The 19,144-nt window shown below is 66.1% G+C and carries 20 protein-coding genes and 2 tRNA genes; 6 read left to right on the top strand and 16 right to left on the bottom strand.

Annotation, left to right across the window (positions count from 1 at the left end):
- Nucleotides 1-106: 106 nt before the first annotated feature.
- From SFC76_RS08580 to lon, 4 genes are all read right to left on the bottom strand, one after another.
- Entirely contained in the window at nucleotides 107-439 is a 333-nt protein-coding gene (locus SFC76_RS08580; RefSeq protein ID WP_322849052.1) for a hypothetical protein, read from the bottom strand.
- Nucleotides 440-608: 169 nt separating this feature from the next.
- Nucleotides 609-683 (bottom strand) — tRNA-Val (locus SFC76_RS08575).
- Nucleotides 684-734: 51 nt separating this feature from the next.
- A complete protein-coding gene (locus SFC76_RS08570) occupies nucleotides 735-1,007 on the bottom strand; it encodes an HU family DNA-binding protein (protein ID WP_038661816.1) in 273 nt (90 codons plus the stop codon).
- A gap of 151 nt (nucleotides 1,008-1,158) precedes the next feature.
- Nucleotides 1,159-3,552: an endopeptidase La gene (gene lon, locus SFC76_RS08565; RefSeq protein ID WP_322849051.1), complete on the bottom strand. Its 2,394-nt coding sequence runs from the start codon at nucleotides 3,550-3,552 to the stop codon at nucleotides 1,159-1,161.
- A gap of 150 nt (nucleotides 3,553-3,702) precedes the next feature.
- On the opposite strand from lon, the gene SFC76_RS08560 reads away from it, so the two are divergent.
- The 3 genes from SFC76_RS08560 to SFC76_RS08550 are packed head-to-tail and all read left to right on the top strand — an operon-like array spanning nucleotide 3,703 to nucleotide 6,235.
- Complete coding sequence (locus SFC76_RS08560; protein WP_322849050.1) at nucleotides 3,703-5,406, top strand: M1 family metallopeptidase; 1,704 nt, start codon at nucleotides 3,703-3,705, stop codon at nucleotides 5,404-5,406.
- Nucleotides 5,407-5,420: 14 nt separating this feature from the next.
- Nucleotides 5,421-5,657: a hypothetical protein gene (locus SFC76_RS08555; protein ID WP_322849049.1), complete on the top strand. Its 237-nt coding sequence runs from the start codon at nucleotides 5,421-5,423 to the stop codon at nucleotides 5,655-5,657.
- Nucleotides 5,654-6,235, top strand: coding sequence for an isoprenylcysteine carboxylmethyltransferase family protein (locus SFC76_RS08550; protein WP_322849048.1), 582 nt, complete (start codon nucleotides 5,654-5,656; stop codon nucleotides 6,233-6,235). The genes SFC76_RS08555 and SFC76_RS08550 overlap by 4 nt, the downstream gene beginning before the upstream one ends.
- Before the next feature lie 180 nt (nucleotides 6,236-6,415).
- Here the strand turns inward: SFC76_RS08550 and SFC76_RS08545 are convergent, their stop codons facing one another.
- Nucleotides 6,416-7,504, bottom strand: a complete 1,089-nt coding sequence (locus SFC76_RS08545) for an ionic transporter y4hA (protein ID WP_322849047.1) — start codon at nucleotides 7,502-7,504, stop codon at nucleotides 6,416-6,418.
- A gap of 268 nt (nucleotides 7,505-7,772) precedes the next feature.
- Between SFC76_RS08545 and SFC76_RS08540 the strand changes: the two genes are divergently transcribed.
- Nucleotides 7,773-8,633 carry a manganese catalase family protein gene (locus SFC76_RS08540; RefSeq protein WP_322849046.1) on the top strand — a complete coding sequence of 287 codons (861 nt, stop codon included), beginning with the start codon at nucleotides 7,773-7,775 and terminating at the stop codon, nucleotides 8,631-8,633.
- A gap of 42 nt (nucleotides 8,634-8,675) precedes the next feature.
- Here the strand turns inward: SFC76_RS08540 and SFC76_RS08535 are convergent, their stop codons facing one another.
- The 7 genes from SFC76_RS08535 to SFC76_RS08505 all read right to left on the bottom strand — a co-directional run bounded on the left by SFC76_RS08535 (nucleotide 8,676) and on the right by SFC76_RS08505 (nucleotide 15,472).
- Complete coding sequence (locus SFC76_RS08535; protein WP_322849045.1) at nucleotides 8,676-9,320, bottom strand: hypothetical protein; 645 nt, start codon at nucleotides 9,318-9,320, stop codon at nucleotides 8,676-8,678.
- Between the two features lie 79 nt (nucleotides 9,321-9,399).
- On the bottom strand, nucleotides 9,400-9,936 hold the full coding sequence (locus SFC76_RS08530; RefSeq protein WP_322849044.1) for a hypothetical protein: 537 nt from the start codon (nucleotides 9,934-9,936) through the stop codon (nucleotides 9,400-9,402).
- Nucleotides 9,937-10,386: 450 nt separating this feature from the next.
- Nucleotides 10,387-11,658: an ATP-dependent Clp protease ATP-binding subunit ClpX gene (clpX, locus tag SFC76_RS08525; protein WP_322849043.1), complete on the bottom strand. Its 1,272-nt coding sequence runs from the start codon at nucleotides 11,656-11,658 to the stop codon at nucleotides 10,387-10,389.
- Nucleotides 11,659-11,778: 120 nt separating this feature from the next.
- Entirely contained in the window at nucleotides 11,779-12,468 is a 690-nt protein-coding gene (locus tag SFC76_RS08520) for an ATP-dependent Clp protease proteolytic subunit (RefSeq protein WP_322849042.1), read from the bottom strand.
- 56 nt (nucleotides 12,469-12,524) lie between these two features.
- Nucleotides 12,525-13,457: a glycosyltransferase family 2 protein gene (locus SFC76_RS08515; RefSeq protein WP_322849041.1), complete on the bottom strand. Its 933-nt coding sequence runs from the start codon at nucleotides 13,455-13,457 to the stop codon at nucleotides 12,525-12,527.
- Nucleotides 13,458-13,641: 184 nt separating this feature from the next.
- Nucleotides 13,642-15,315, bottom strand: a complete 1,674-nt coding sequence (gene tig, locus SFC76_RS08510; RefSeq protein ID WP_322849040.1) for a trigger factor — start codon at nucleotides 15,313-15,315, stop codon at nucleotides 13,642-13,644.
- 72 nt (nucleotides 15,316-15,387) lie between these two features.
- Nucleotides 15,388-15,472 (bottom strand) — tRNA-Leu (locus SFC76_RS08505).
- A gap of 111 nt (nucleotides 15,473-15,583) precedes the next feature.
- On the opposite strand from SFC76_RS08505, the gene SFC76_RS08500 reads away from it, so the two are divergent.
- Together SFC76_RS08500 and SFC76_RS08495 are read left to right on the top strand one after the other, a co-directional pair.
- On the top strand, nucleotides 15,584-15,745 hold the full coding sequence (locus SFC76_RS08500) for a hypothetical protein (protein WP_322849039.1): 162 nt from the start codon (nucleotides 15,584-15,586) through the stop codon (nucleotides 15,743-15,745).
- Between the two features lie 2 nt (nucleotides 15,746-15,747).
- Complete coding sequence (locus SFC76_RS08495; RefSeq protein WP_038661840.1) at nucleotides 15,748-15,972, top strand: hypothetical protein; 225 nt, start codon at nucleotides 15,748-15,750, stop codon at nucleotides 15,970-15,972.
- Nucleotides 15,973-16,485: 513 nt separating this feature from the next.
- Here SFC76_RS08495 and SFC76_RS08490 read toward each other — a convergent pair.
- Genes SFC76_RS08490 through SFC76_RS08475 form a run of 4 tightly spaced genes read right to left on the bottom strand, consistent with a single transcriptional unit; the run spans nucleotide 16,486 to nucleotide 19,088 of the window.
- Nucleotides 16,486-17,124, bottom strand: coding sequence for a peptidylprolyl isomerase (locus tag SFC76_RS08490; protein WP_322849038.1), 639 nt, complete (start codon nucleotides 17,122-17,124; stop codon nucleotides 16,486-16,488).
- Nucleotides 17,125-17,141: 17 nt separating this feature from the next.
- A complete protein-coding gene (locus SFC76_RS08485; protein WP_322849037.1) occupies nucleotides 17,142-17,426 on the bottom strand; it encodes a barstar family protein in 285 nt (94 codons plus the stop codon).
- A 10-nt stretch (nucleotides 17,427-17,436) separates the two neighbouring features.
- Entirely contained in the window at nucleotides 17,437-18,909 is a 1,473-nt protein-coding gene (gatB, locus tag SFC76_RS08480) for an Asp-tRNA(Asn)/Glu-tRNA(Gln) amidotransferase subunit GatB (protein ID WP_322849036.1), read from the bottom strand.
- On the bottom strand, nucleotides 18,906-19,088 hold the full coding sequence (locus SFC76_RS08475; RefSeq protein WP_322849035.1) for a hypothetical protein: 183 nt from the start codon (nucleotides 19,086-19,088) through the stop codon (nucleotides 18,906-18,908). Before SFC76_RS08475 ends, gatB begins: the two co-directional genes overlap by 4 nt.
- Nucleotides 19,089-19,144: the final 56 nt, after the last annotated feature.

Raw genomic sequence — 19,144 nt, 5'->3', positions numbered from 1 at the left:
GGATCAAGTCCGGCATGACGAAGCAGGTTGCGGATACCCCCGCCCCCAACACAAAACGGGCGCCCTCCTTCCGGAGGACGCCCGCCGCGTCACGAAGCCAGCAAGCTTACTTCTTGCCGTCCGTCACGCCGATCGCGGGAACCGAGACGGTTTCCTTCTCGGTCTTGACCTTGGGCACTTCGACCGTGGTTTCCTTGGTGCCGACGACGACCTTTTTCGAGTCGAGATCCACCGCCGGCAGCGAACCGCCCTTGGCGCTGACGTCGACGGTCGGCAGCGAGCCCTTCTTGGTAACGTCCGCGCTCCAGAAGCCGGTCAGGAACAGCAGGGCGACGATGATGATCGCCACCACCGCCACGATCGCCAGCACGCGGCCCGCGCCGCCGCGACGCTCGACGATGACGCGGTCGCCGTTACGGTCGGTCGTATAGTCTACCATGATCTCTCTCCCTTTGAACTGAAGAGCTTAATCCGGAGATCAGACGATTGTTCCCGATCCGCAACGACCAAAAGGAACCGGGAACCGCGCCGGCCTCGGCCTGCACGCCGCAACGCCCCGGCGCCGGAAACCAAAAAGCCCGCCGATCGTGCGACCGGACGGGCTGATATGGTGGGCGCGACAGGGATTGAACCTGTGACCCCACCCGTGTGAAGGGTGTGCTCTACCGCTGAGCTACGCGCCCGAAACTTGTCGGAGGCGGGCCTTTACGGGCAGCCGCCGCCGCTGTCCAGTCTCAGTTCACCGAATCTTTCAGGCCCTTGCCGGCCTTGAACTTGGGCTGGTTGGACGCCTTGATCGTCATCGGCTCCAGCGTGCGGGGATTGCGGCCCTGCGACGCCTTGCGCTTGGAGACGGAGAAGGTGCCGAACCCCACCAGGCGAACCTCGTCGCCCTTCTTCAAGCTGTCCGTGATCGCGTCGAACACCGCTTCCACCGCCTTGATCGCGTCGCCCTTGGCGAGCCCCGAGGTGTCCGCGACCGTCGCGATCAGCTCTTGCTTGTTCATGGAATACTGCCCCCTTCGAACCTTAAGAAGAATCATTGCCAAGCCAGAACGACCAGTAAGGCCGCCCCGACCGGCAGAGTCAATCGATACCGCTGCGCTGTGTAAGGCGCAGCGGTTTCAAAACGTTAACGACGGCCTAGCCGCCTTTGGGTCAGTGATGCAACTCACCGCCCGCAGGTGCAACCCCCGCCGGCGGCAATGCGGCGAGTTCATCGGCGTCCGTCCATTCGATTGCGGACAGGGGTTCGGTCAGCGCCAGCTTGAGCACCTCGTCGACGTGCGCGACCGGCACGATGGTCAGCCCGTCCTTGATGTTCTGCGGGATGTCGGCGAGATCCTTCTCGTTTTCCTGCGGGATCAGCACCGTGGTGATGCCGCCGCGCAGCGCCGCGAGCAGCTTTTCCTTGAGCCCGCCGATCGGCAGCACGCGGCCGCGGAGCGTGACCTCGCCGGTCATCGCCACGTCCTTCTTCACCGAAACGCCGGTCAGCGTCGAGACGATCGAGACGACCAGGCCGATGCCCGCCGACGGCCCGTCCTTGGGCACCGCACCCTCGGGCAGATGGATGTGGATGTCCTTGCGGTGGAACAGCGACGGCTTGATGCCATAGCTCGGGCTGCGCGCCTGGACGAAGCTGAAGGCGGCCTGCACCGATTCCTTCATCACGTCGCCCAGCGTACCCGTGGTCTTGACCGCGCCCTTGCCGGGCACGGTGACGCTCTCGATCGTCAGCAATTCGCCGCCGACCTCGGTCCAGGCGAGCCCAGTGACCGCACCAATCTGATGCTCGGTCTCGCCGAGCCCGTGGCGGAATTTCTGCACGCCCGCAAACTCGCCGAGATTGTCGGGCGTCACCGTGACGCTCGTCACCTTGCCCTCCAGGATCTGGCGCAAAGCCTTGCGCGCCAGCCGCGCGATCTCGCGCTCGAGCGTGCGTACGCCCGCCTCGCGCGTGTATTTCTGGATCAGCGCGCGCAGCCCGTCGTCGGTCAGCGTGAACTCGCCGGGCTTCAGGCCGTGCGCCTCGATCTGCTTCTCAATCAGATGGCCCTTGGCGATCTCGACCTTCTCGTCCTCGGTATAGCCTTCGAGGCGGATGATCTCCATCCGGTCGAGCAACGGCTGCGGCAGGTTGAGCGTGTTGGCGGTGCAGACGAACATCACGTCGGACAGATCGATGTCGATCTCGAGATAATGGTCGTTGAACTTGCCGTTCTGTTCCGGGTCGAGCACCTCGAGCAGCGCCGACGCCGGGTCGCCGCGAAAATCCTGGCCGAGCTTGTCGATCTCGTCGAGCAGGAACAGCGGGTTGGACGTGCCGGCCTTCTTGAGGTTGGTGACGATCTTGCCCGGCAGCGAGCCGATGTACGTACGGCGATGGCCGCGGATTTCGGCTTCGTCGCGCACGCCGCCCAGCGACTGGCGGATGAACTCGCGGCCCGTCGCCTTGGCGATCGACTTGCCGAGGCTGGTCTTGCCGACGCCCGGCGGGCCGACGAGGCACAGGATCGGCCCCTTCAGCTTGTTGGTGCGCGCCTGCACGCCGAGATATTCGACAATCCGGTCCTTGACCTTCTCCAGCGCGTAATGATCCTCGTCCAGCACCGCCTGCGCCGCGGCGATGTCCTTCTTGATCTTGGACTTCTTGCCCCAGGGCAGGCCGAGCAGCACGTCGAGGTAGTTGCGCACGACGGTCGCCTCGGCGCTCATCGGCGCCATCGTCTTGAGCTTCTTCAGCTCCGACGTCGCCTTGCTGCGCGCTTCCTTGCTGAGCTTCAGCGTCGCGATCTTCTGCGTCAGCTCGGCGATCTCGTCGCCGTCGCTCTCGTCGTCGCTATTGCCCAGCTCGCGCTGGATCGCCTTCAACTGCTCGTTGAGATAATATTCGCGCTGCGTCTTCTCCATCTGGCGCTTGACGCGGCTCTTGATCTTCTTCTCGACGTGCAGCACGCCGAGCTCGCCCTCCATCAGCGCATAGGCCATCTCCAGCCGCTTGACCGGATCGAGCTCGACCAGCAGCGCCTGCTTGTCGGCGACCTTGACCTGCACGTTGGCCATGATCGCATCGCCGAGCTTCGAGGCCTTGACGATCTCGCCGAGCTGCTGCGCGGTTTCGGCGGGCAGCTTCTTGTTGAGCTTGGCATAGGTCTCGAACTGCTCGACCGCCGAGCGCATCAGCGCCTCGACCTCGACGCCCTCCGCCTCGCGCTCCTCCAGCATCTCGACCGTCGACTGCAGATAGCCGTCGCCCTCCGACAGCTCGCCCAGCCGGCCCCGCGCCTTGCCCTCGACCAGCACGCGCACGGTGCCGTCGGGCAGCTTCAGCAATTGCAGCACGGTGGCGGTGACGCCGACCTCGTACAGATCCTCGCGGCCGGGATCGTCCTCGGCCGGATCGAGCTGCGCGACGAGGAAGATCTCCTTGTCCGCGCCCATCGCCGCTTCCAGCGCGGCGACCGATTTGTCGCGTCCGACGAACAGCGGCACGATCATGTGCGGGAACACGACGATGTCGCGCAGCGGCAGAACGGGGAATGTGATCATGGATACTCCGGCGCCACTTCGAACGGGGTGGCTTTGATACTCTATATGGGGATCGGGGCGTATCCATCAATCGTCGCGCGTACGGCACGGCGGGACTTGTCATCCTTCGGCCGAGCGCCGAAACCCGCCGCTTCCATCCGGGAGTACAGAATGCCGCTACGCCTGCCGTTCGCCGCCCTATTGCTGCTGTCGGCCAGCGCTTATGCCGCCGAACCGGGCAAGCCGCCGCTCAGCGCGCAGACCGCCGCCTCGGGCGGGCCGCTCGACGCCGCGCAGAAGAAGGTGACGTTCGACACCGCGGACCTGCAGTTCGAGGTCGATCCCGAGCGCGAGGTGATCAACGCCACCGCGACGCTCGTCTTCACCGCCAAGGAGCGGATCGACCGGCTGGTCGTCGATCTCGACAAGAATTTCACCGTCACCGCGGTGACCGTCGACGGCGTCGATTCGGCGGGGTTCAGCAACCCCGAAGGCCGGATGACGATCAAATTGGTCAAGAAGGCCGCCAAGGACGCCAAGCTCACCGTCAAGATCACGTATGGTGGCCGCCCGCATACCGCGGTGCGCGCGCCGTGGGACGGCGGCTTCGTCTGGGCCAAGACGCCCGACGGCAGCCCGTGGATCGCCACCGCGGTGCAGGGCGAGGGCTGCGACCTGTTCTGGCCGTGCATCGACTATCCGACCTACGAGCCGCAGAAGGTGACGCTCCACATCACCGTGCCCAAGGGGCTGAAGGCGCCGTCGAACGGCAAATTGCTCGGCGTCGATCATCTCGACGATGGCCGCAGCACCTGGAACTGGGAGGTCGCGCACCCCAATCCCTATACGATCGCGCTCAACGTCGGCCCGTATGAGGAGCTGACCGGCACCTACAAGAGCAAATACGGCAACGAGATACCGATGTATTATTGGTATCTGCCCGGCGAGAAGGACAAAGCGGGGAAGCTGTTCGCCGAATTCGCGCCGACGCTCGACTTCTACGAAAGCGTCGTCGGCCCCTACCCCTGGGCGAACGAGAAGGTCGGCGTGGTCGAGACCCCGCACAAGGGCATGGAGCACCAGACGATCAACGCCTACGGCAACGAATATGCCAAGGCGCCCGAGGGGTTCGACTGGCTGTTCCAGCACGAATTCGGCCACGAATGGTTCGCCAACCAGATGACCGCGCCCAATTGGGACGACTTCTGGATGCACGAAGGCTTCACCGAATATATGCAGCCGCTCTACGGCCGCTGGCGCGACGGCGACGCGCGCTATGCGGCGATGATGCTCGACATGCGGCCGAAGATCCTCAACCAGTCGGCGCTGGTCGCCGGCAAGCCGCAGACCGCCGACGACGTCTACAAGACCTCGCCCGGCCGCGGCGGCGACATCTATTACAAGGGCGCGTGGGTGCTCCACACGCTGCGCAACGCGATCGGCGACAGGCAGTTCGACGAGATCCTGCGCTGGACCGTCTACGGCCGCGCCGATCCCGCGCCGGGCAATTTCCAGCCGTTGTTCCGCACGACGCCCGAGTTCATCGGCTACGTCAAGCAGGTGACGGGGCAGGATTGGCAATGGTTCTTCGACGTCTACCTTTACCAGGCGGCGCTGCCCAAGCTGACCGCGACGCGCAACGCGACGCAGCTCACGCTGAAATGGACCTCGCCGACCAACAAGCCCTTCCCGCTGCCGGTCGAGGTGTCGGTCGACGACGTCGTCCAGAAGGTGGCGATGACCGGCGGCGTCGCGACGATCACCGTGCCGGCGGGCGCGCACGTCGTCGTCGACCCGATGGCGCGCGTGCTCAGGCAGGACGATGCGATCGACGCCTATCAGGCGTGGAAGGCCGCGCAGCCCAAACCCAAATGACCGAGGAGCCCGCGATGACGACCCAGCCCTGGACCGCGCGTGCCGCCGAGATGGCGGCGATCTTCATGGTCGGCGACGGCCTCGTCGGCCTCCTCCAGCCGCGGCGCCACGTCGATCTGTGGAAGGAAAAATCGCTCGGCGCCGAGAAGACGGTCGCGCCGTTCGTCGACCGGCCGGGCCGGCGGCAACTCTATGCGCTCGCGCAGATCGCCGGCGGCCTGTGGCTCGCCAGCCGCCAGCGCCCGCGATGAGCCATGCCGCCGGCCTGCCCGCATTGGCGGCGCTGGCGACCGGGCTTTTGCTGTTCGCGGTCGCGCTCGTCGCGCGGCGCTGGCGACGCCCGGCCGAACGCGGCAGCCGGCGCGACGCGGCGTCGCTGATCGGCATCGCAATTCAAGGCCTCGGCGGCGTCATCGCCGCGAGCGGCCCGGTACGGGCGACGCTCGACCCGCTCGGGTCCGCGGCGCTGGTGCAGGCGGCGCTAACCGCAGCGCTGCTCGCCGCGGCGCTCACCCTCTTCGTCTGGGCGACCGCGGCGATGGGCCGCAACTGGAGCCTCGTCGCGCGCACCCGCGCCGATCATGCCCTGATCACCACCGGCCCCTTCGCCCGGATGCGCCACCCGATCTACACCGCACTCGCGCTGGTGGTGATCGCGCTCGCGTTGGCGCTGGGCCACCTCCCCCGCCTGACATTGGCCCTGCCGGTTTACGCGCTGGGCACGTGGCTGCGCGTCCGCATCGAGGAGCGATTGCTGCAGGCGATGTTCGGCGCGACCTACGAAGCCTATGCGGCACGCGTGAAGCGCTTCGTGCCGGGGCTGATCTAGTCGGAACGACATTCACTCAAAATCCTCCCCCGCCAGGGGGAGGTGGCGCGGCGAAGCCGTGACGGAAGGGGAGGTAAGCGACGTCTTGCGTTGCGTGTCCTCCCCCTCCGTCAGGCCTTCGGCCTGCCACCTCCCCCTGGCGGGGGAGGATTTATGTCCAACATCCTGAATGTACGGCCCCTACGGCACCACCGTGGTGAACAGATACGCCGCGAAGATCACCAGATGCACCACCCCCTGCAGCACCGTCGTCCGCCCGGTGCCCAGCGAGATCGTCGTCACGAACAGCGACAGCGCCAGCAGCGTCATGCTCTTCGCGCCGATCCCCAGCGCCAGCGGCAGGCCGAGCACCAGGCTGACGATCGCCACCGCCGGAATGGTCAGCCCGATCGTCGCCAGCGCCGACCCCAAAGCGAGGTTGAGGCTGGTCTGCAACCGGTCGCGCCGCGCCGCATTGTAGGCGGCGAGGCTCTCCGGCGCGAGCACCAGCGCCGCGATCACCACGCCGACGATCGCCAGCGGCAGCCCGGCGGCGAGGATCGCCGCCTCGACCTGCGCCGACAATCCTTTGGCGAGCAATACCACCACGACCAATGCGACCAGCAGGATGCCGAACGCGGTCCATGCGGTGCGGTCGTTCGGCGGCGGCGCATGTTCTTCCTGCGCGATGTCGCCGGCGGGCAGGAAATAGTCGCGATGCCGCACCGTCTGCACCAGCACGAACGTGCCGTAGAGCACCAGGCTGACGATCGCGACGAAGATCAGTTGCGACGGCGCATAGGTCGGCCCTGCCGCGCTCGTCGTGTAATTGGGCAGGATCAGCGACAGCACGACCAGCGCGGCGAGCGTCGCCAGCGCGGCGCTGATCCCGCGCAACGTGAAGCGTTGCTCGCCATGCTTGATCCCGCCGGTCAGCAGGCACAGCCCGATGATGAAGTTCAGGATGATCATGATCGCCGCGAACACTGTGTCGCGCGCCAGCGCGGCGACGTCGCCTGAGCCCGACAGCATCAGCGAGACGATCAGCGACACCTCGATCACCGTCACCGCGATCGCCAATACCAGCGTTCCGAACGGCTCGCCGACGCGATGCGCGACCACTTCCGCGTGATGCACCGCCGCCACGACGGCGCCGATCAGCACGATCGCGGCGACGATCGTACCGATCGTTCCCACCGCATAGACCGACAGCAGCACCACCGGCACGCCGAGCGCCGGGAACAGGATCGCCCAAGGCGGTAGCCCTATCCAGCCCTTGGTTACGGTCATGCTGTCTCCTCCGGATCGTTACGCAAAGCCAATGCTTCCGCGTACGCAAAAGGTCCGTATCGATCGCAGCGAAGCGCCGCCATTAACACTTTGATACGGATCAAGAGCAGACGCGACGTACCCGGCAAGATGTCCGGGTGATGATCTAAGTTATTACGATTGTTAAGTTTTGTTCTACCTGCGCATCAAACCCATGGCGTCGTCGTCGGTTAGGTCAGGGTCGGTGCGAGGCCGACATGTTTCTTCCCGAACATCCGGAGACCCCGCCATGTATTATCACGACAAGCGCCTGCAATATCCCGTCACCGTCGAAAAGCCGGACCCGCAGTTCGCGCGCATGCTGCAACAGGCGATCGGCGGCGTGGAAGGCGAGATTCGCGTCTGCATGCAATATTTCTTTCAGGCGTGGGGCAATCGTGCGCGGGATACGCGCTACCGCGACATGCTGTTGCACACCGCGACCGAAGAGATCGGCCATATCGAGATGCTCGCCACCGCGGTCGCGCTCAACCTCGACAAGGCCCCTGCCTCCTTGCAGGAAGAGGGCGCAGCCGACGGGATCGTCGGCGCGGTGATGGGCGGCGAACGCCCGCGCCACATCATCGAAGGGCTGATCCACAAGAATCTGCTGTCGAGCGGCCTCGCCGCGATGCCGATCGATTCCGACGGCGTGCCCTTCAACATGAGCCACATCTACGCCAGCGGCAATATTGCGGCGGACATGTATGCGAACGTCGCAGCGGAAAGCACGGGCCGCGTGCTCGCCGTCCGCCTGTTCAACGCGGCGCATGACGAGGGCATGAAGAAGATGCTCCACTATATGATCGCCCGCGACACGATGCACCAGAATCAATGGCTCGCGGTGGTCGAGGAACTCGGTGGCATGACCGTTCAGGCCCCCGTTCCGAACAGCTTCCCGGAGAGCGAGGAAGACAATCAGAACAACTATAATTTCTACGCCACCTCGGTCGACGGCACCTTCCCGGGAGGACGCTGGACCAGCGGCCCCTCGGTCGACGGCAAGGGCGAATATACCGTGTTCCGTAACGAGCCGCTCGGCGAGGAACCGATCCTCGGGCCCGCCCGTCCGGACAGCGGCGCGCAGACCGACCAGATCGGCAAGCCCTGATCGACTGGACCCGGCGGCGTCGGAAGCGCCGCCGGGCCTCCCTCATCGTCCCTGCGCGGCCCGCGCCTGCGCCGGCCGGTCGAACGCCTGATCGCGATAGCGCCCGTCCTTCTCGACCCAATGCAGGAAGAGGTGCGCCGACCAGCTATTGGGATTGGCCTCGAGCCGCCCGTGCCGGTGATGCGTCCCCTGATACAGCACCCCGTCGCCCGGCTGCATCGCCACCGATGCATAGGGTTGCGCCCCGAAATCCTCCGAGACCTGCGGCTGCGGCACCTCGGTGCGCTCGGTCGCGACCGACAGCGCCCACGGCCGGTCGTCACCATAAGCGATAGTCAGCGACAGGCTGTGTTCGCACGCTTGCCGATCCGAATGCACGCGGCAGACGTCGCCCTGCTGATAGGCGCGGAAATAGGCATAGGTCGGCAGCAGTTCGCGCCCCACCACCTCGGCGACCCGCGGCGTCAGCCCCCAGAGGAAGGTGAGCATCGGCGCATATTGGAACGCATAGACCTCGATCGCCGGCTGGCGCAGCAACGGCCCGCGCGCGGTGAAGCTCTGCAACGGCCGCCCCGCCGCCTGCAGGTCGGTCTGCATCATCCGATAGAAAGCGAGCAGCACCTCGGGCACGAACAATTGCGGCAGGCCGACATGGCCGTCGCGATGATAGCGTTCCGATAAGGTCATGGTCCGGCTCGTCTTTCTGGCATCGCCACGGTCTAGGCCGCGCGCGCGCCGGGCGCCACGCCTGTTTCGCCGGCGCCGGTCAGTCGCCCATGACGAGCAGGATCGCCGGGAACAGGTTCTGCAGCACGTGCACCGCCACCACGACCCCGATCGCCCACCAGAAGCCGCGCGGCCGCCAGGTGACGTAGAGCGTCGAGAAGATCAGGAACGGCCACCAGATCACCGCCCCCCACCACGGCGAGGCGAGGCTGTGCGCGATCCCCCACAAGGCGCTGCTCGCGAGCACCGCCTGCCACCCGCTCAGCCAGCGCAGCAACAGGCTGAGGACGCCCGCCATGATCAGCGTCTCGACCACGGGACTGAACCCCGCGACGAGGAACAGCTTCATCGGCCCCGAGGTATCGCCGAGATCCGGCCCGGCGTTGCCCGGCACGAGATGCTCGATCGCCGTGCTCAGCGCGATGCTGCCGACGATCGTCAGCAGCCACCCGACGAGGACCGCCAGCCACGCCCGCCGGTCGCGGAACAGCAGCGGCGGCAGGATGGCGAGCGGCCCCCTGCCCTCGTACCATGCCGGGCTGAGGCCGGGTGCGGTCTCGATCCGTGTCGTTGCCATCGTCGCTCCGTCGTTTGTCGCCCGCCGTCTGCGCCGGCCCGCGTTAACCCCGGATGAGGCGATGCGGCTATTCTTTGCGGGCGTGCCATAAATATGCCCCTTTGCCCGACACCCGCCCCTTCACCCCGGACTAGGGCCGATCAACATTCAACTCGTGGACGATGACAATTCCTCCCCCGCCAGGGGGAGGAATTCGACTGAAGGTCGATCCTGCGTAGTTCCGGGGTCCACCCTGTGGCGAGGAGAGCGGCTTGAGAACCCACTCGTCTCCCGCGGCCCGGTGGACCCCGGAACTAGTACGTGGTGACGGATAGAAAGAGAAAGCCGATTGAACCTCACCACCCCGGCCCTGTACGATAGCCGTACCCGCTGGGGTCGCGATCGGCCACCGCCCCACGAAAAAGGGGCGCCGCTCGCGCGACGCCCCCATCTCATCCAAAGGCGAATGGATCAGGCAGCAGCGCCCGCCCCGTCCTTCTTCTTCTCGGCATAGACGCGGATCGGTTCCTTGCGGCCTTCGATCACGTCCTTGTCGATCATCACCTCGTCGACGCCGTCCATGCCGGGCAGGTCGAACATCGTGTCGAGCAGGATCGATTCGAGGATCGAACGCAGCCCGCGCGCGCCGGTCTTGCGCTCGATCGCCTTCTTGGCGACCGTCACCAGCGCGTCGTCGGTGAAGTCGAGCTCGACCTGCTCCATCTCGAACAGCTTCTGATATTGCTTTACCAAAGCGTTCTTCGGCTCGGACAGGATCTTGACCAGCGCCGGGATGTCGAGATCCTCCAACGTCGCGATCACCGGCAGACGGCCGACGAATTCGGGGATCAGGCCGAACTTGAGCAGATCCTCGGGCTCGGTCTGGCGCAGCAGCTCGCCGGTGCGCTTCTCCTCGGGCGCCGCCACATAGGCGCCGAAACCGATCGACTTGCCCTGCAAACGGTCGCCGATGATCTTCTCGAGGCCCGAGAAGGCGCCGCCGCAGATGAACAGGATGTTCGTCGTGTCGACCTGCAGGAATTCCTGCTGCGGATGCTTGCGCCCGCCCTGCGGCGGTACGCTCGCGGTGGTGCCTTCCATCAGCTTGAGCAGCGCCTGCTGCACGCCCTCGCCCGACACGTCGCGGGTGATAGACGGGTTTTCCGCCTTACGGCTGATCTTGTCGATCTCGTCGATATAGACGATGCCGCGCTGCGCCCGCTCGACGTTATAGTCGGACGCCTGGAGCAGCTTGAGGATGATGTTCTCGACGTCCTCGCCGACGTAACCCGCCTCGGTCAGCGTCGTCGCGTCCGCCATCGTGAACGGCACGTCGAGGATGCGCGCCAGCGTCTGCGCGAGCAGCGTCTTGCCGCAGCCGGTCGGCCCGACGAGCAGGATGTTCGACTTGCTCAGCTCGACGTCGGCACCCTTGGCGCCGTGGTTGAGGCGCTTGTAATGGTTGTGCACCGCCACCGACAGCACGCGCTTGGCGCGCTTCTGGCCGATGACGTAATCGTCGAGGACGTCGCAGATTTCCTGCGGAGTCGGCACGCCGCCGTCCTTCTTGGACACCAGGGCCGACTTCGTCTCCTCACGGATGATGTCGTTGCACAGCTCGACGCACTCGTCGCAGATGAACACGGTGGGTCCGGCAATCAGCTTCCGAACCTCGTGCTGCGACTTGCCGCAGAACGAGCAGTAGAGGGTGCTCTTCGAGTCGCCACCGCTCAGTTTCGTCATTCAAACTTCCTTGTCGCGGGTGAGGCCCCGCTGGTGAGGCCGGCCATCGTAGACCGGCCGTTACGCAAACCACAACGCCCAAACGTCCCTAACGGCACGGCCGGGCGCGGAACTGCGCCTTTATGCCGCTTGGGCAACGTCTTCCGAGGGGCTCGGACGCTTGTCGAACACCTCGTCGACCAGGCCGAACTCCTTGGCTTCATGCGCTTCTAGGAACGTGTCGCGATCCATCCGGCGCTCGATCTCCTCGATCGGCTGACCGGTATATTGCGCGTACAGCTGGTTCATCCGCGCACGGATGCGCAGGATTTCCTTCGCCTGGATCTCGATGTCGCTGGCCATGCCCTGCGCGCCGCCCGACGGCTGGTGGATCATGATCCGCGCATTGGTCAGCGCCACGCGCATGCCCGGCTCGCCGCTGGCGAGCAGGAAGCTGCCCATCGAGGCGGCCTGACCGATGCACACCGTGCCGACGCGGGGACGGATATATTGCATCGTGTCGTGGATCGCCATGCCCGCCGTGACGACGCCGCCCGGCGAGTTGATGTACATGAAGATGTCCTTCTTCGGGTTCTCGGACTCGAGGAAGAGCAGCTGCGCGGTGATGAGGCTGGCCATGCCGTCCTCGACGCCGCCGGTGACGAAGATGATCCGCTCGCGCAGCAGGCGGCTGAAGATGTCGAACGAACGCTCGCCGCGGTTCGACTGTTCGATGACGATCGGCACGAGACCCGACTGGGTCTGCTGCAAACCAAGGCCGGCATTGGCCATCGGGCTCATGAAGTCGCCGGTCTCGAACGGATTATGCATGAAAATCTCTCTATATGCCCCGAAGATCGCCAACATCGGCGCTCCGGCGGGGGAGTTCAAGCCCCGGCGGTCGGGGCGGGTTGGGCGAGATAGGCGAGCCGGCGCACCTCGCGCCGGCCGCGCACCACGGTATCGAGGATCAGCCCGGCGAACCCGCACAACGCGGCGATGATCATCAGCCCGGTGATCAGGATCGCGGTCGGGAAGCGCGGCACCAGGTGCGTGTGCATATAGGTGATCGCCAGCGGCACGCTCATCGCCACGCCGATCGCGGCGAACACCGCGCCGATCGTGCCGAAGAACAGCAGCGGCCGCTCGATCCGGTACAAGGTCAGGATGGTGTTGAGGATGCGGAAGCCGTCGCCATAGGTGCTCAGCTTCGACGCCGAACCCTCGGGACGCGCATAATAAGGCGTTTCGATCTCGGCGCAGGGCATCTTGAGTTCGAGCGCGTGGACGCTGATCTCGGTCTCGATCTCGAACCCCGACGACAGCGACGGGAAGCTCTTGACGAAGCGGCGCGAGAAGACGCGATAGCCCGACAGGATATCGGTGAAGCTGCGCCCGAACAGCCGCGCGAGCATGCCGGTGAGCAGGGCGTTGCCGAAGCGATGCCCGCGCCGATAGCTCTCCTGCACCTGGCTGATCCGGCTGCCGACCACCATGTCGCATTGCTCGTCGAACAGGCGCGCGACCAGCGCCGGGGCGGAGGCGGCGTCATAGGTCGCATCGCCATCGGCCATCACATAGACGTCGGCGTCGATATCGGCGAACATCCGGCGGACGACATTGCCCTTGCCCTGGATGCGCTCGGTGCGGACCATCGCACCCGCAGCGCGCGCGACCGCGACGGTGTCGTCGGTCGAATTGTTGTCGTAGACGTAGACGGTCGCACCCGGCAGCGCGGCGCGGAAGCCGGCGACGGTCTGCGCGATCGCCGCGGCCTCGTTATAGCAGGGCAGCAGGACTGCGATCGTCGGTTGCGTCACGTCTGTCCTCTTTGGGTCAGCAAGGGTGCGGGACCGCCCGCACCATCCCGTTCGTCATCCCCGCGCAGGCGGGGATCCATAGACGCTGACGCTGCGGCTCCATCGGGGAGCTGCGCGTCTGGATCCCCGCCTGCGCGGGGATGACAATGGCGGGAAGGGGACGCCGCCCCCTCCCCAATCAGTCTCAGCCCTCGCTCGACGCGGCGGCCTTCTTCGCCCGCGGCTTCTTCGCCGGTGCGTCGGCAGCCTCGGTGCCCTCCGCGGCTTCCGCCGCGACCGGCGACGATTCGGTCACCGCGGTCTCGGCCTCGACCGGCGCGGCGGCCTTCTTGGCGCGCGGCTTCTTGGCGGGTGCCTCGGCAGCGCCCTCGGCAGCGGCGTCCTCGGCCGGCGTCTCGGTCGCCGCATTGTCACCCTCGGCGACCGGCTTCTTGGCGGCAGCCTTCTTCGGCTTGGGCTCGCCCGCGGCCTTCTTCGCCTTGGGCTTGTGGTTGTCGTGATCGTGCGTGTGCGTGCCGGTCGCGAAACCGTCCTCGCTCTCGATCGCGGCTTCCAGCTCCTCGCGGGTCGCTTCGCGGTCGGTCACTTCGGCCTTGTCGAACAGGAAGTCGACGACCTTGTCCTCGTACAGCGGCGCACGCAGCTGGGCGGCCGCCATCGGCTCCTGCTGGACGTACTGGATGAAGCGCTGCTGGTCCTCGCCGCGATATTGCTGCGCGGCCTGCGCGATCAGCCGGTTCATTTCCTGCTGATTGACCTCGACGCCGTTCGCCTGGCCGATTTCCGACAGGAGCAGGCCCAGACGCACGCGGCGCTCGGCGATCTTGCGATAATCGTCGCGCTCGGCTTCCATCTCGGCGAGCGCCGCGGCGGGATCTTCCTCGTGCGTCGCCTCATGCTCCAGCTGCTGCCAGATCTGCGCGAACTCGGCCTCGACCATCGACGGCGGCACTTCGAAATCGTGCCCCTCGGCGAGCTGGTCGAGCAGCTTGCGCTTCATGTGGGTCCGCGTCAGGCCGTTATGCTCCTGCTCGATCTGACCCTTGATCAGGCCGCGCAGCTGCTCGAGGCTTTCGAGGCCGAGGTTCTTGGCGAGGTCTTCGTCGATCGCGCTCTCGGCGGCGACCTGGATCTTCTTGACGGTGATCTCGAACGTCGCGGGCTGGCCGGCGAGGTCCTTGGCGCCGTAATCCTCGGGGAAGGTCACGTTGAGCACCTTCTCCTCGCCCAGCGTCACGCCGACGAGCTGCTCCTCGAACCCCGGGATCAGCCGGCCCGAGCCGAGCTCGACGCCCATGTCGGTGCCGGTGCCGCCGTCGAAGGCGACGCCGTCCGCGGTCTTGCCGACGAAGTCGACGGTGACGAGGTCGCCCATCTCGGCGGCCTTGTCGTCGGCGTCATCCCACTTCTTCGACTGGTCGGCGAACTTCTGCAGCTGCTCGTCGACCAACTCGTCGGCGACCGGCACGGTCAGCCGCTCGAGCTTGAGCGAATCGATCGCCGGCGCGGGCACCGCCGGCAGCACTTCCAGCTCGACCGTGACCGCGGCATCCTGGCCGGGCGCGTAATCATCGTTGAGCGCGACCGAAGGCTGCATCGCGGGACGCAGCGCCTTGTCGGCGATGAGCTGCTGCACGCCCTGCTGGATCGCGCTGTTGAGCGCGTCGGCGGCGAGCGATTCACCGTGCATCTTGCGGACGAGATTGGCCGGAACCTTGCCGGGGCGGAAGCCGGGCATCTTCACCTGCGGCGCGATGCGCTTCACCTCGGCATCGACCTTGGCATCGATGTCCTTGGCGGTGATGGTCAGCGTGTAGGCACGCTTCAGGCCCTCGTTCAACGTCTCGACAGTCTGCATGTTCGGCCTTCAATCTTGAGAAATCTGACGGAAATTCATTAAGGCTGCCGTCCCGCCCGAAAGCGGCGGGACTGGTGCGGGCGAAGGGACTCGAACCCCCACATCTTGCGATGGCAGGACCTAAACCTGCTGCGTCTACCAATTCCGCCACGCCCGCACAAAGGACCCGCCGTTGGGCGCGCGTCTATACCAGCGTAGCGCCCGGGGGCAAGCGAAGAGGCAACCGGCGCGCACCCGGAACGTTGGGTCATATGAAGGAGAGACCGACATGGCAACCCAGCCCCCACCCGAAACGCCGATCCCCGAGTCGCAGCCGGTCCAGCCGGATTCGCCGCCGCCCGAGATCCAGACGCCCGCACCGGACGTCGACGTCCCCTCGCCCGGCATCCCCGCGACCGACCCCGGCACCTCGCAGCCGGCGGAGATCTGACGATGAGCACCGACCCCAACGCCCTCCCCGAAGACGCACCGGACAGCAATCCGGACGCCCGTGAGGACGAGCGCAGCGACATCGAACAGGCGGTCGAAGCCCGCGCCGACGCGGTCGCCCGCGGCGAAGGCGGCGAGGAACCCTCGCGCTTCACCGACACCGGCGCCTTCGACGGCAACAGCGGCACCGGCGGCGAGGTCAAGAACCAGGACCTCACGCAACAATGACGAGGCGGCCCTCCAGGGCCGCCTTTTTTGGGGTCGCCCCCCCTTCGCCCTGAGCCTGTCGAAGGGCATTGGCGCGCAAGGCTTCCGAGCCGAGCGCAAGACATTCGAGCTATGCGGGAACCACAAGCGTTTAGTTCATAACGCTCACGATGATGGCATCTAAATCCTCCCTCGCTTTAGCGGGGGAGGGGGACCGCCGGCCGCAGGCCGGTGGTGGAGGGGGCGTTGCCGCATACGACACCATGCGCCGTATCCTCCCCCTCCGTCAGTGCTTCGCACTGCCACCTCCCCCTGGCGGGGGAGGACTTTGGCATATGGCATCTCCATAAGTCGTTCGCGCTCCAAATCCACCCCGTCACCCCGGCCTTGTGCCGGGGTCCCGCTTCTTCTTTGGACGGTGCGAAGAAGCGGGATGCCAGATCAAGTCCGACATGACGGGGATGGGAAAGCCGGTGCCGCGACCCGATCGCCCCTATGCGATACCCCTGCCCGCGGGGGAGGAATTTACCCTCCCTATTTCACCCGCCGCGCGGTGAGGATCGTCACCTTGGTCACCGGTACCTCGCCCTTGAACGCCCCGCGCAGCGTCGCGGTCGGCGACACCGGCGCGTCGAACACCTTGAGGATCGTGTCCTGCCCCTCGACGACATGCCCGAACGCCGCATAACCGAGGTTGTCGCCCGGCTTGCTCGGGTCCGCATCGAACGACGGCTGGTCGCCGACGCTGATCGTGAACTCGCCGCGCGCGCTGCCCGGCGCGAACCGCGCGGTCGAGACGGTGAAGTCGGTGTGCTTTATCCCCGTCTGCGTCGTCGGCTCATGCTTGATCGGCGGCAGGATGCGCTTGGCGTCGCCGTCCGGCCCGAATTGCACGAAGCCGAAATGCTCGCCGATCTTCACCGCACGATAGAAGCTCACCCCATCGAGCCGCTTGCCGTCGACATATCTAAGGAAATTTCCCGCGCTGATCGGCGCATGCACCACATCCGCCTCGATCACGAACCGCCCGACGCTGGTCTCGAACGCGACCCTCGGCAGCGTCGGCACCGGCTGCGCCGCAGGCACCGGCGCGGCGGGTGCCGCCTGTTGCGCCGCCACCGGCATTGCAAAGAGCGACAAGGCAAACGTGGCGACCCGAACGAAACCGATCATCCCTGCTCTCCCAGCGCTCACGCGAACCGCAACCGCACGTCCCGCCCGAACTCGGCACGGGCATCGTCGAACACCTGCTCCGCGCGCCGCACATAGGCAAGCTCGTCGGGCGGCATATCGCCGACATGGCGGACGATCACCTCGTACGGCGGCGCGAGCGCCGCGATTCCGCCGCCGAGACAATCGAACAGCGCATCCAGATTGCCGCCGACCCACGGTTCCGCACCGAGCCGCGGCAGCAGCGCGGCGTAGAAATCCGCCCTGCTCCGCCACCCCTGCCCGTCGAGCTCGATCGTCGTCATCTTGTCAGCGTCAGCCGAGCGCCTTCTTCAGCAACTCGTTGACCACCGCCGGATTGGCCTTGCCGCCCATCGCCTTCATCGTCTGGCCGACGAAGAAGCCGAACAGCGTCTCCTTGCCGCCGCGATATTGCGCGAGCTGGTTGGGGCTCTTCGCGATCACCTCGGCGATCACCGCCTCGATCGCGCCGGTGTCGCTGGTCTGCTTGAGGCCGCGAACCTCGACGATCTTCGACGGCGCGTCGCCCGTCTCCAGCATCACCTCGAACACCTGCTTGGCGAGGCTGCCCGACAGCGTACCGTCGGCGACCAGCGCGAGCAGCTCGGCCGCCTGCGCCGGCGACACCGGCGAATCGGCGATATCGCGCCCGGTCCGGTTGAGCGCGCCGAACAGCTCCGACGTCGTCCAGTTCGCCGCCGCGACCGGCTTGGCGCCCGCGTCGAGCAACGCGTCGAACCAGCGCGCCGCCTCGACCTCGGCGGTCAGCACGTCCGCCTGATAGGCCGAGATACCGAGCGATTCGTACCGCTTGCGCTTGGCGTCGGGCAGTTCGGGCAGGCTCGCGCGGCACTCGGCGAGGAACGCCTCCTCCAGTTCGAGCGGCAACAGGTCGGGATCGGGGAAGTACCGGTAATCGTGCGCGTCTTCCTTCGAGCGCATCGAGCGGGTGGTGCCGCTCTCGACGTTGAACAGCCGCGTCTCCTGGACGATGCGGCCGCCGTCCTCGATCACCTCGACCTGCCGCTTCGCCTCATATTCGATCGCCGCCATGACGAAGCGCACCGAATTGACGTTCTTCGTCTCGGTCCGCGTCCCCAGCTCGCCGCCCGGCTTGCGCACGCTGACGTTGACGTCGGCGCGCATCGAGCCCTCTTCCATATTGCCGTCGCACGAGCCGACGTAGCGCAGGATCGCGCGCAGCTTGCGCAGATACGCCCCCGCCTCGGCCGGCGAGCGCATGTCGGGCCGGCTGACGATCTCCATCAGCGCCACGCCCGAGCGGTTGAGGTCGACGTACGAGCGCGTCGGATGCTGGTCGTGCATCAGCTTGCCCGCATCCTGCTCGACGTGGATGCGCTCGACTCCGATCGTCTTGGTCGCATCGGGATTCTTGTCGTCGGGGCTGATCTCGATTGCGCCCTCGCCGACCAGCGGATGGAACAGCTGGCTGATCTGATAGCCCTGCGGCAGATCGGCGTAGAAATAATTCTTGCGATCGAACCGCGACCAGCGGTTGATCTGCGCGTCGATCGCCATGCCGGTCCGCACCGCCTGACGGATGCACTCCATGTTCGGCACCGGCAGCATCCCCGGCATCGCCGCATCGACGAGGCTGACCTGCGTGTTCGGCTCCGCCCCGAACGCGGTCGCCGCGCCCGAGAACAATTTGGCGTTGGAGGTGACCTGCGCATGGACCTCGAGGCCGATCACGACCTCCCACTCGCCGGTGGCGCCCTGGATGCGGTAGGTAGAGGCTTCAGTCATATCGGACGCTTCTTTACATATTTCGGCTTGGCGGCGCGAAAGACAGCCTGACCAAGATTATTGATGGACCATTCGACACGGCACCCAGCCTTGAGCCCGAGCTTTTTGCGAAGCATTGGATGAATCCGCACCCGACCTTTGTCGTCAATCTTTGACTTCGCCGCAAACAGAAGTTCCACAATGGCCTCCTCATGTTTTCCGCCGTACAGTCTTCGACTGCTTTGGATCGACCGCC

Origin of the sequence: Sphingomonas sp. CD22 (assembly GCF_034556155.1) — a bacterium.
In the GTDB taxonomy this organism is placed as follows: Bacteria; Pseudomonadota; Alphaproteobacteria; order Sphingomonadales; family Sphingomonadaceae; genus Sphingomonas.
The sequence above is the reverse complement of the archived record's forward strand: the minus strand, read 5'-3'. Positions and strand labels throughout refer to the sequence as shown.

What these genes read in the sequence shown, in the direction of transcription:
- SFC76_RS08580 (WP_322849052.1), bottom strand. Translation starts at nt 439, where the DNA reads ATGGTAGACTATACGACCGACCGTAACGGCGACCGCGTCATCGTCGAG.
- SFC76_RS08570 (WP_038661816.1), bottom strand. Translation starts at nt 1,007, where the DNA reads ATGAACAAGCAAGAGCTGATCGCGACGGTCGCGGACACCTCGGGGCTC.
- lon (WP_322849051.1), bottom strand. Translation starts at nt 3,552, where the DNA reads ATGATCACATTCCCCGTTCTGCCGCTGCGCGACATCGTCGTGTTCCCG.
- SFC76_RS08560 (WP_322849050.1), top strand. Translation starts at nt 3,703, where the DNA reads ATGCCGCTACGCCTGCCGTTCGCCGCCCTATTGCTGCTGTCGGCCAGC.
- SFC76_RS08555 (WP_322849049.1), top strand. Translation starts at nt 5,421, where the DNA reads ATGACGACCCAGCCCTGGACCGCGCGTGCCGCCGAGATGGCGGCGATC.
- SFC76_RS08550 (WP_322849048.1), top strand. Translation starts at nt 5,654, where the DNA reads ATGAGCCATGCCGCCGGCCTGCCCGCATTGGCGGCGCTGGCGACCGGG.
- SFC76_RS08545 (WP_322849047.1), bottom strand. Translation starts at nt 7,504, where the DNA reads ATGACCGTAACCAAGGGCTGGATAGGGCTACCGCCTTGGGCGATCCTG.
- SFC76_RS08540 (WP_322849046.1), top strand. Translation starts at nt 7,773, where the DNA reads ATGTATTATCACGACAAGCGCCTGCAATATCCCGTCACCGTCGAAAAG.
- SFC76_RS08535 (WP_322849045.1), bottom strand. Translation starts at nt 9,320, where the DNA reads ATGACCTTATCGGAACGCTATCATCGCGACGGCCATGTCGGCCTGCCG.
- SFC76_RS08530 (WP_322849044.1), bottom strand. Translation starts at nt 9,936, where the DNA reads ATGGCAACGACACGGATCGAGACCGCACCCGGCCTCAGCCCGGCATGG.
- clpX (WP_322849043.1), bottom strand. Translation starts at nt 11,658, where the DNA reads ATGACGAAACTGAGCGGTGGCGACTCGAAGAGCACCCTCTACTGCTCG.
- SFC76_RS08520 (WP_322849042.1), bottom strand. Translation starts at nt 12,468, where the DNA reads ATGCATAATCCGTTCGAGACCGGCGACTTCATGAGCCCGATGGCCAAT.
- tig (WP_322849040.1), bottom strand. Translation starts at nt 15,315, where the DNA reads ATGCAGACTGTCGAGACGTTGAACGAGGGCCTGAAGCGTGCCTACACG.
- SFC76_RS08500 (WP_322849039.1), top strand. Translation starts at nt 15,584, where the DNA reads ATGGCAACCCAGCCCCCACCCGAAACGCCGATCCCCGAGTCGCAGCCG.
- SFC76_RS08495 (WP_038661840.1), top strand. Translation starts at nt 15,748, where the DNA reads ATGAGCACCGACCCCAACGCCCTCCCCGAAGACGCACCGGACAGCAAT.
- SFC76_RS08490 (WP_322849038.1), bottom strand. Translation starts at nt 17,124, where the DNA reads ATGATCGGTTTCGTTCGGGTCGCCACGTTTGCCTTGTCGCTCTTTGCA.
- SFC76_RS08485 (WP_322849037.1), bottom strand. Translation starts at nt 17,426, where the DNA reads ATGACGACGATCGAGCTCGACGGGCAGGGGTGGCGGAGCAGGGCGGAT.
- gatB (WP_322849036.1), bottom strand. Translation starts at nt 18,909, where the DNA reads ATGACTGAAGCCTCTACCTACCGCATCCAGGGCGCCACCGGCGAGTGG.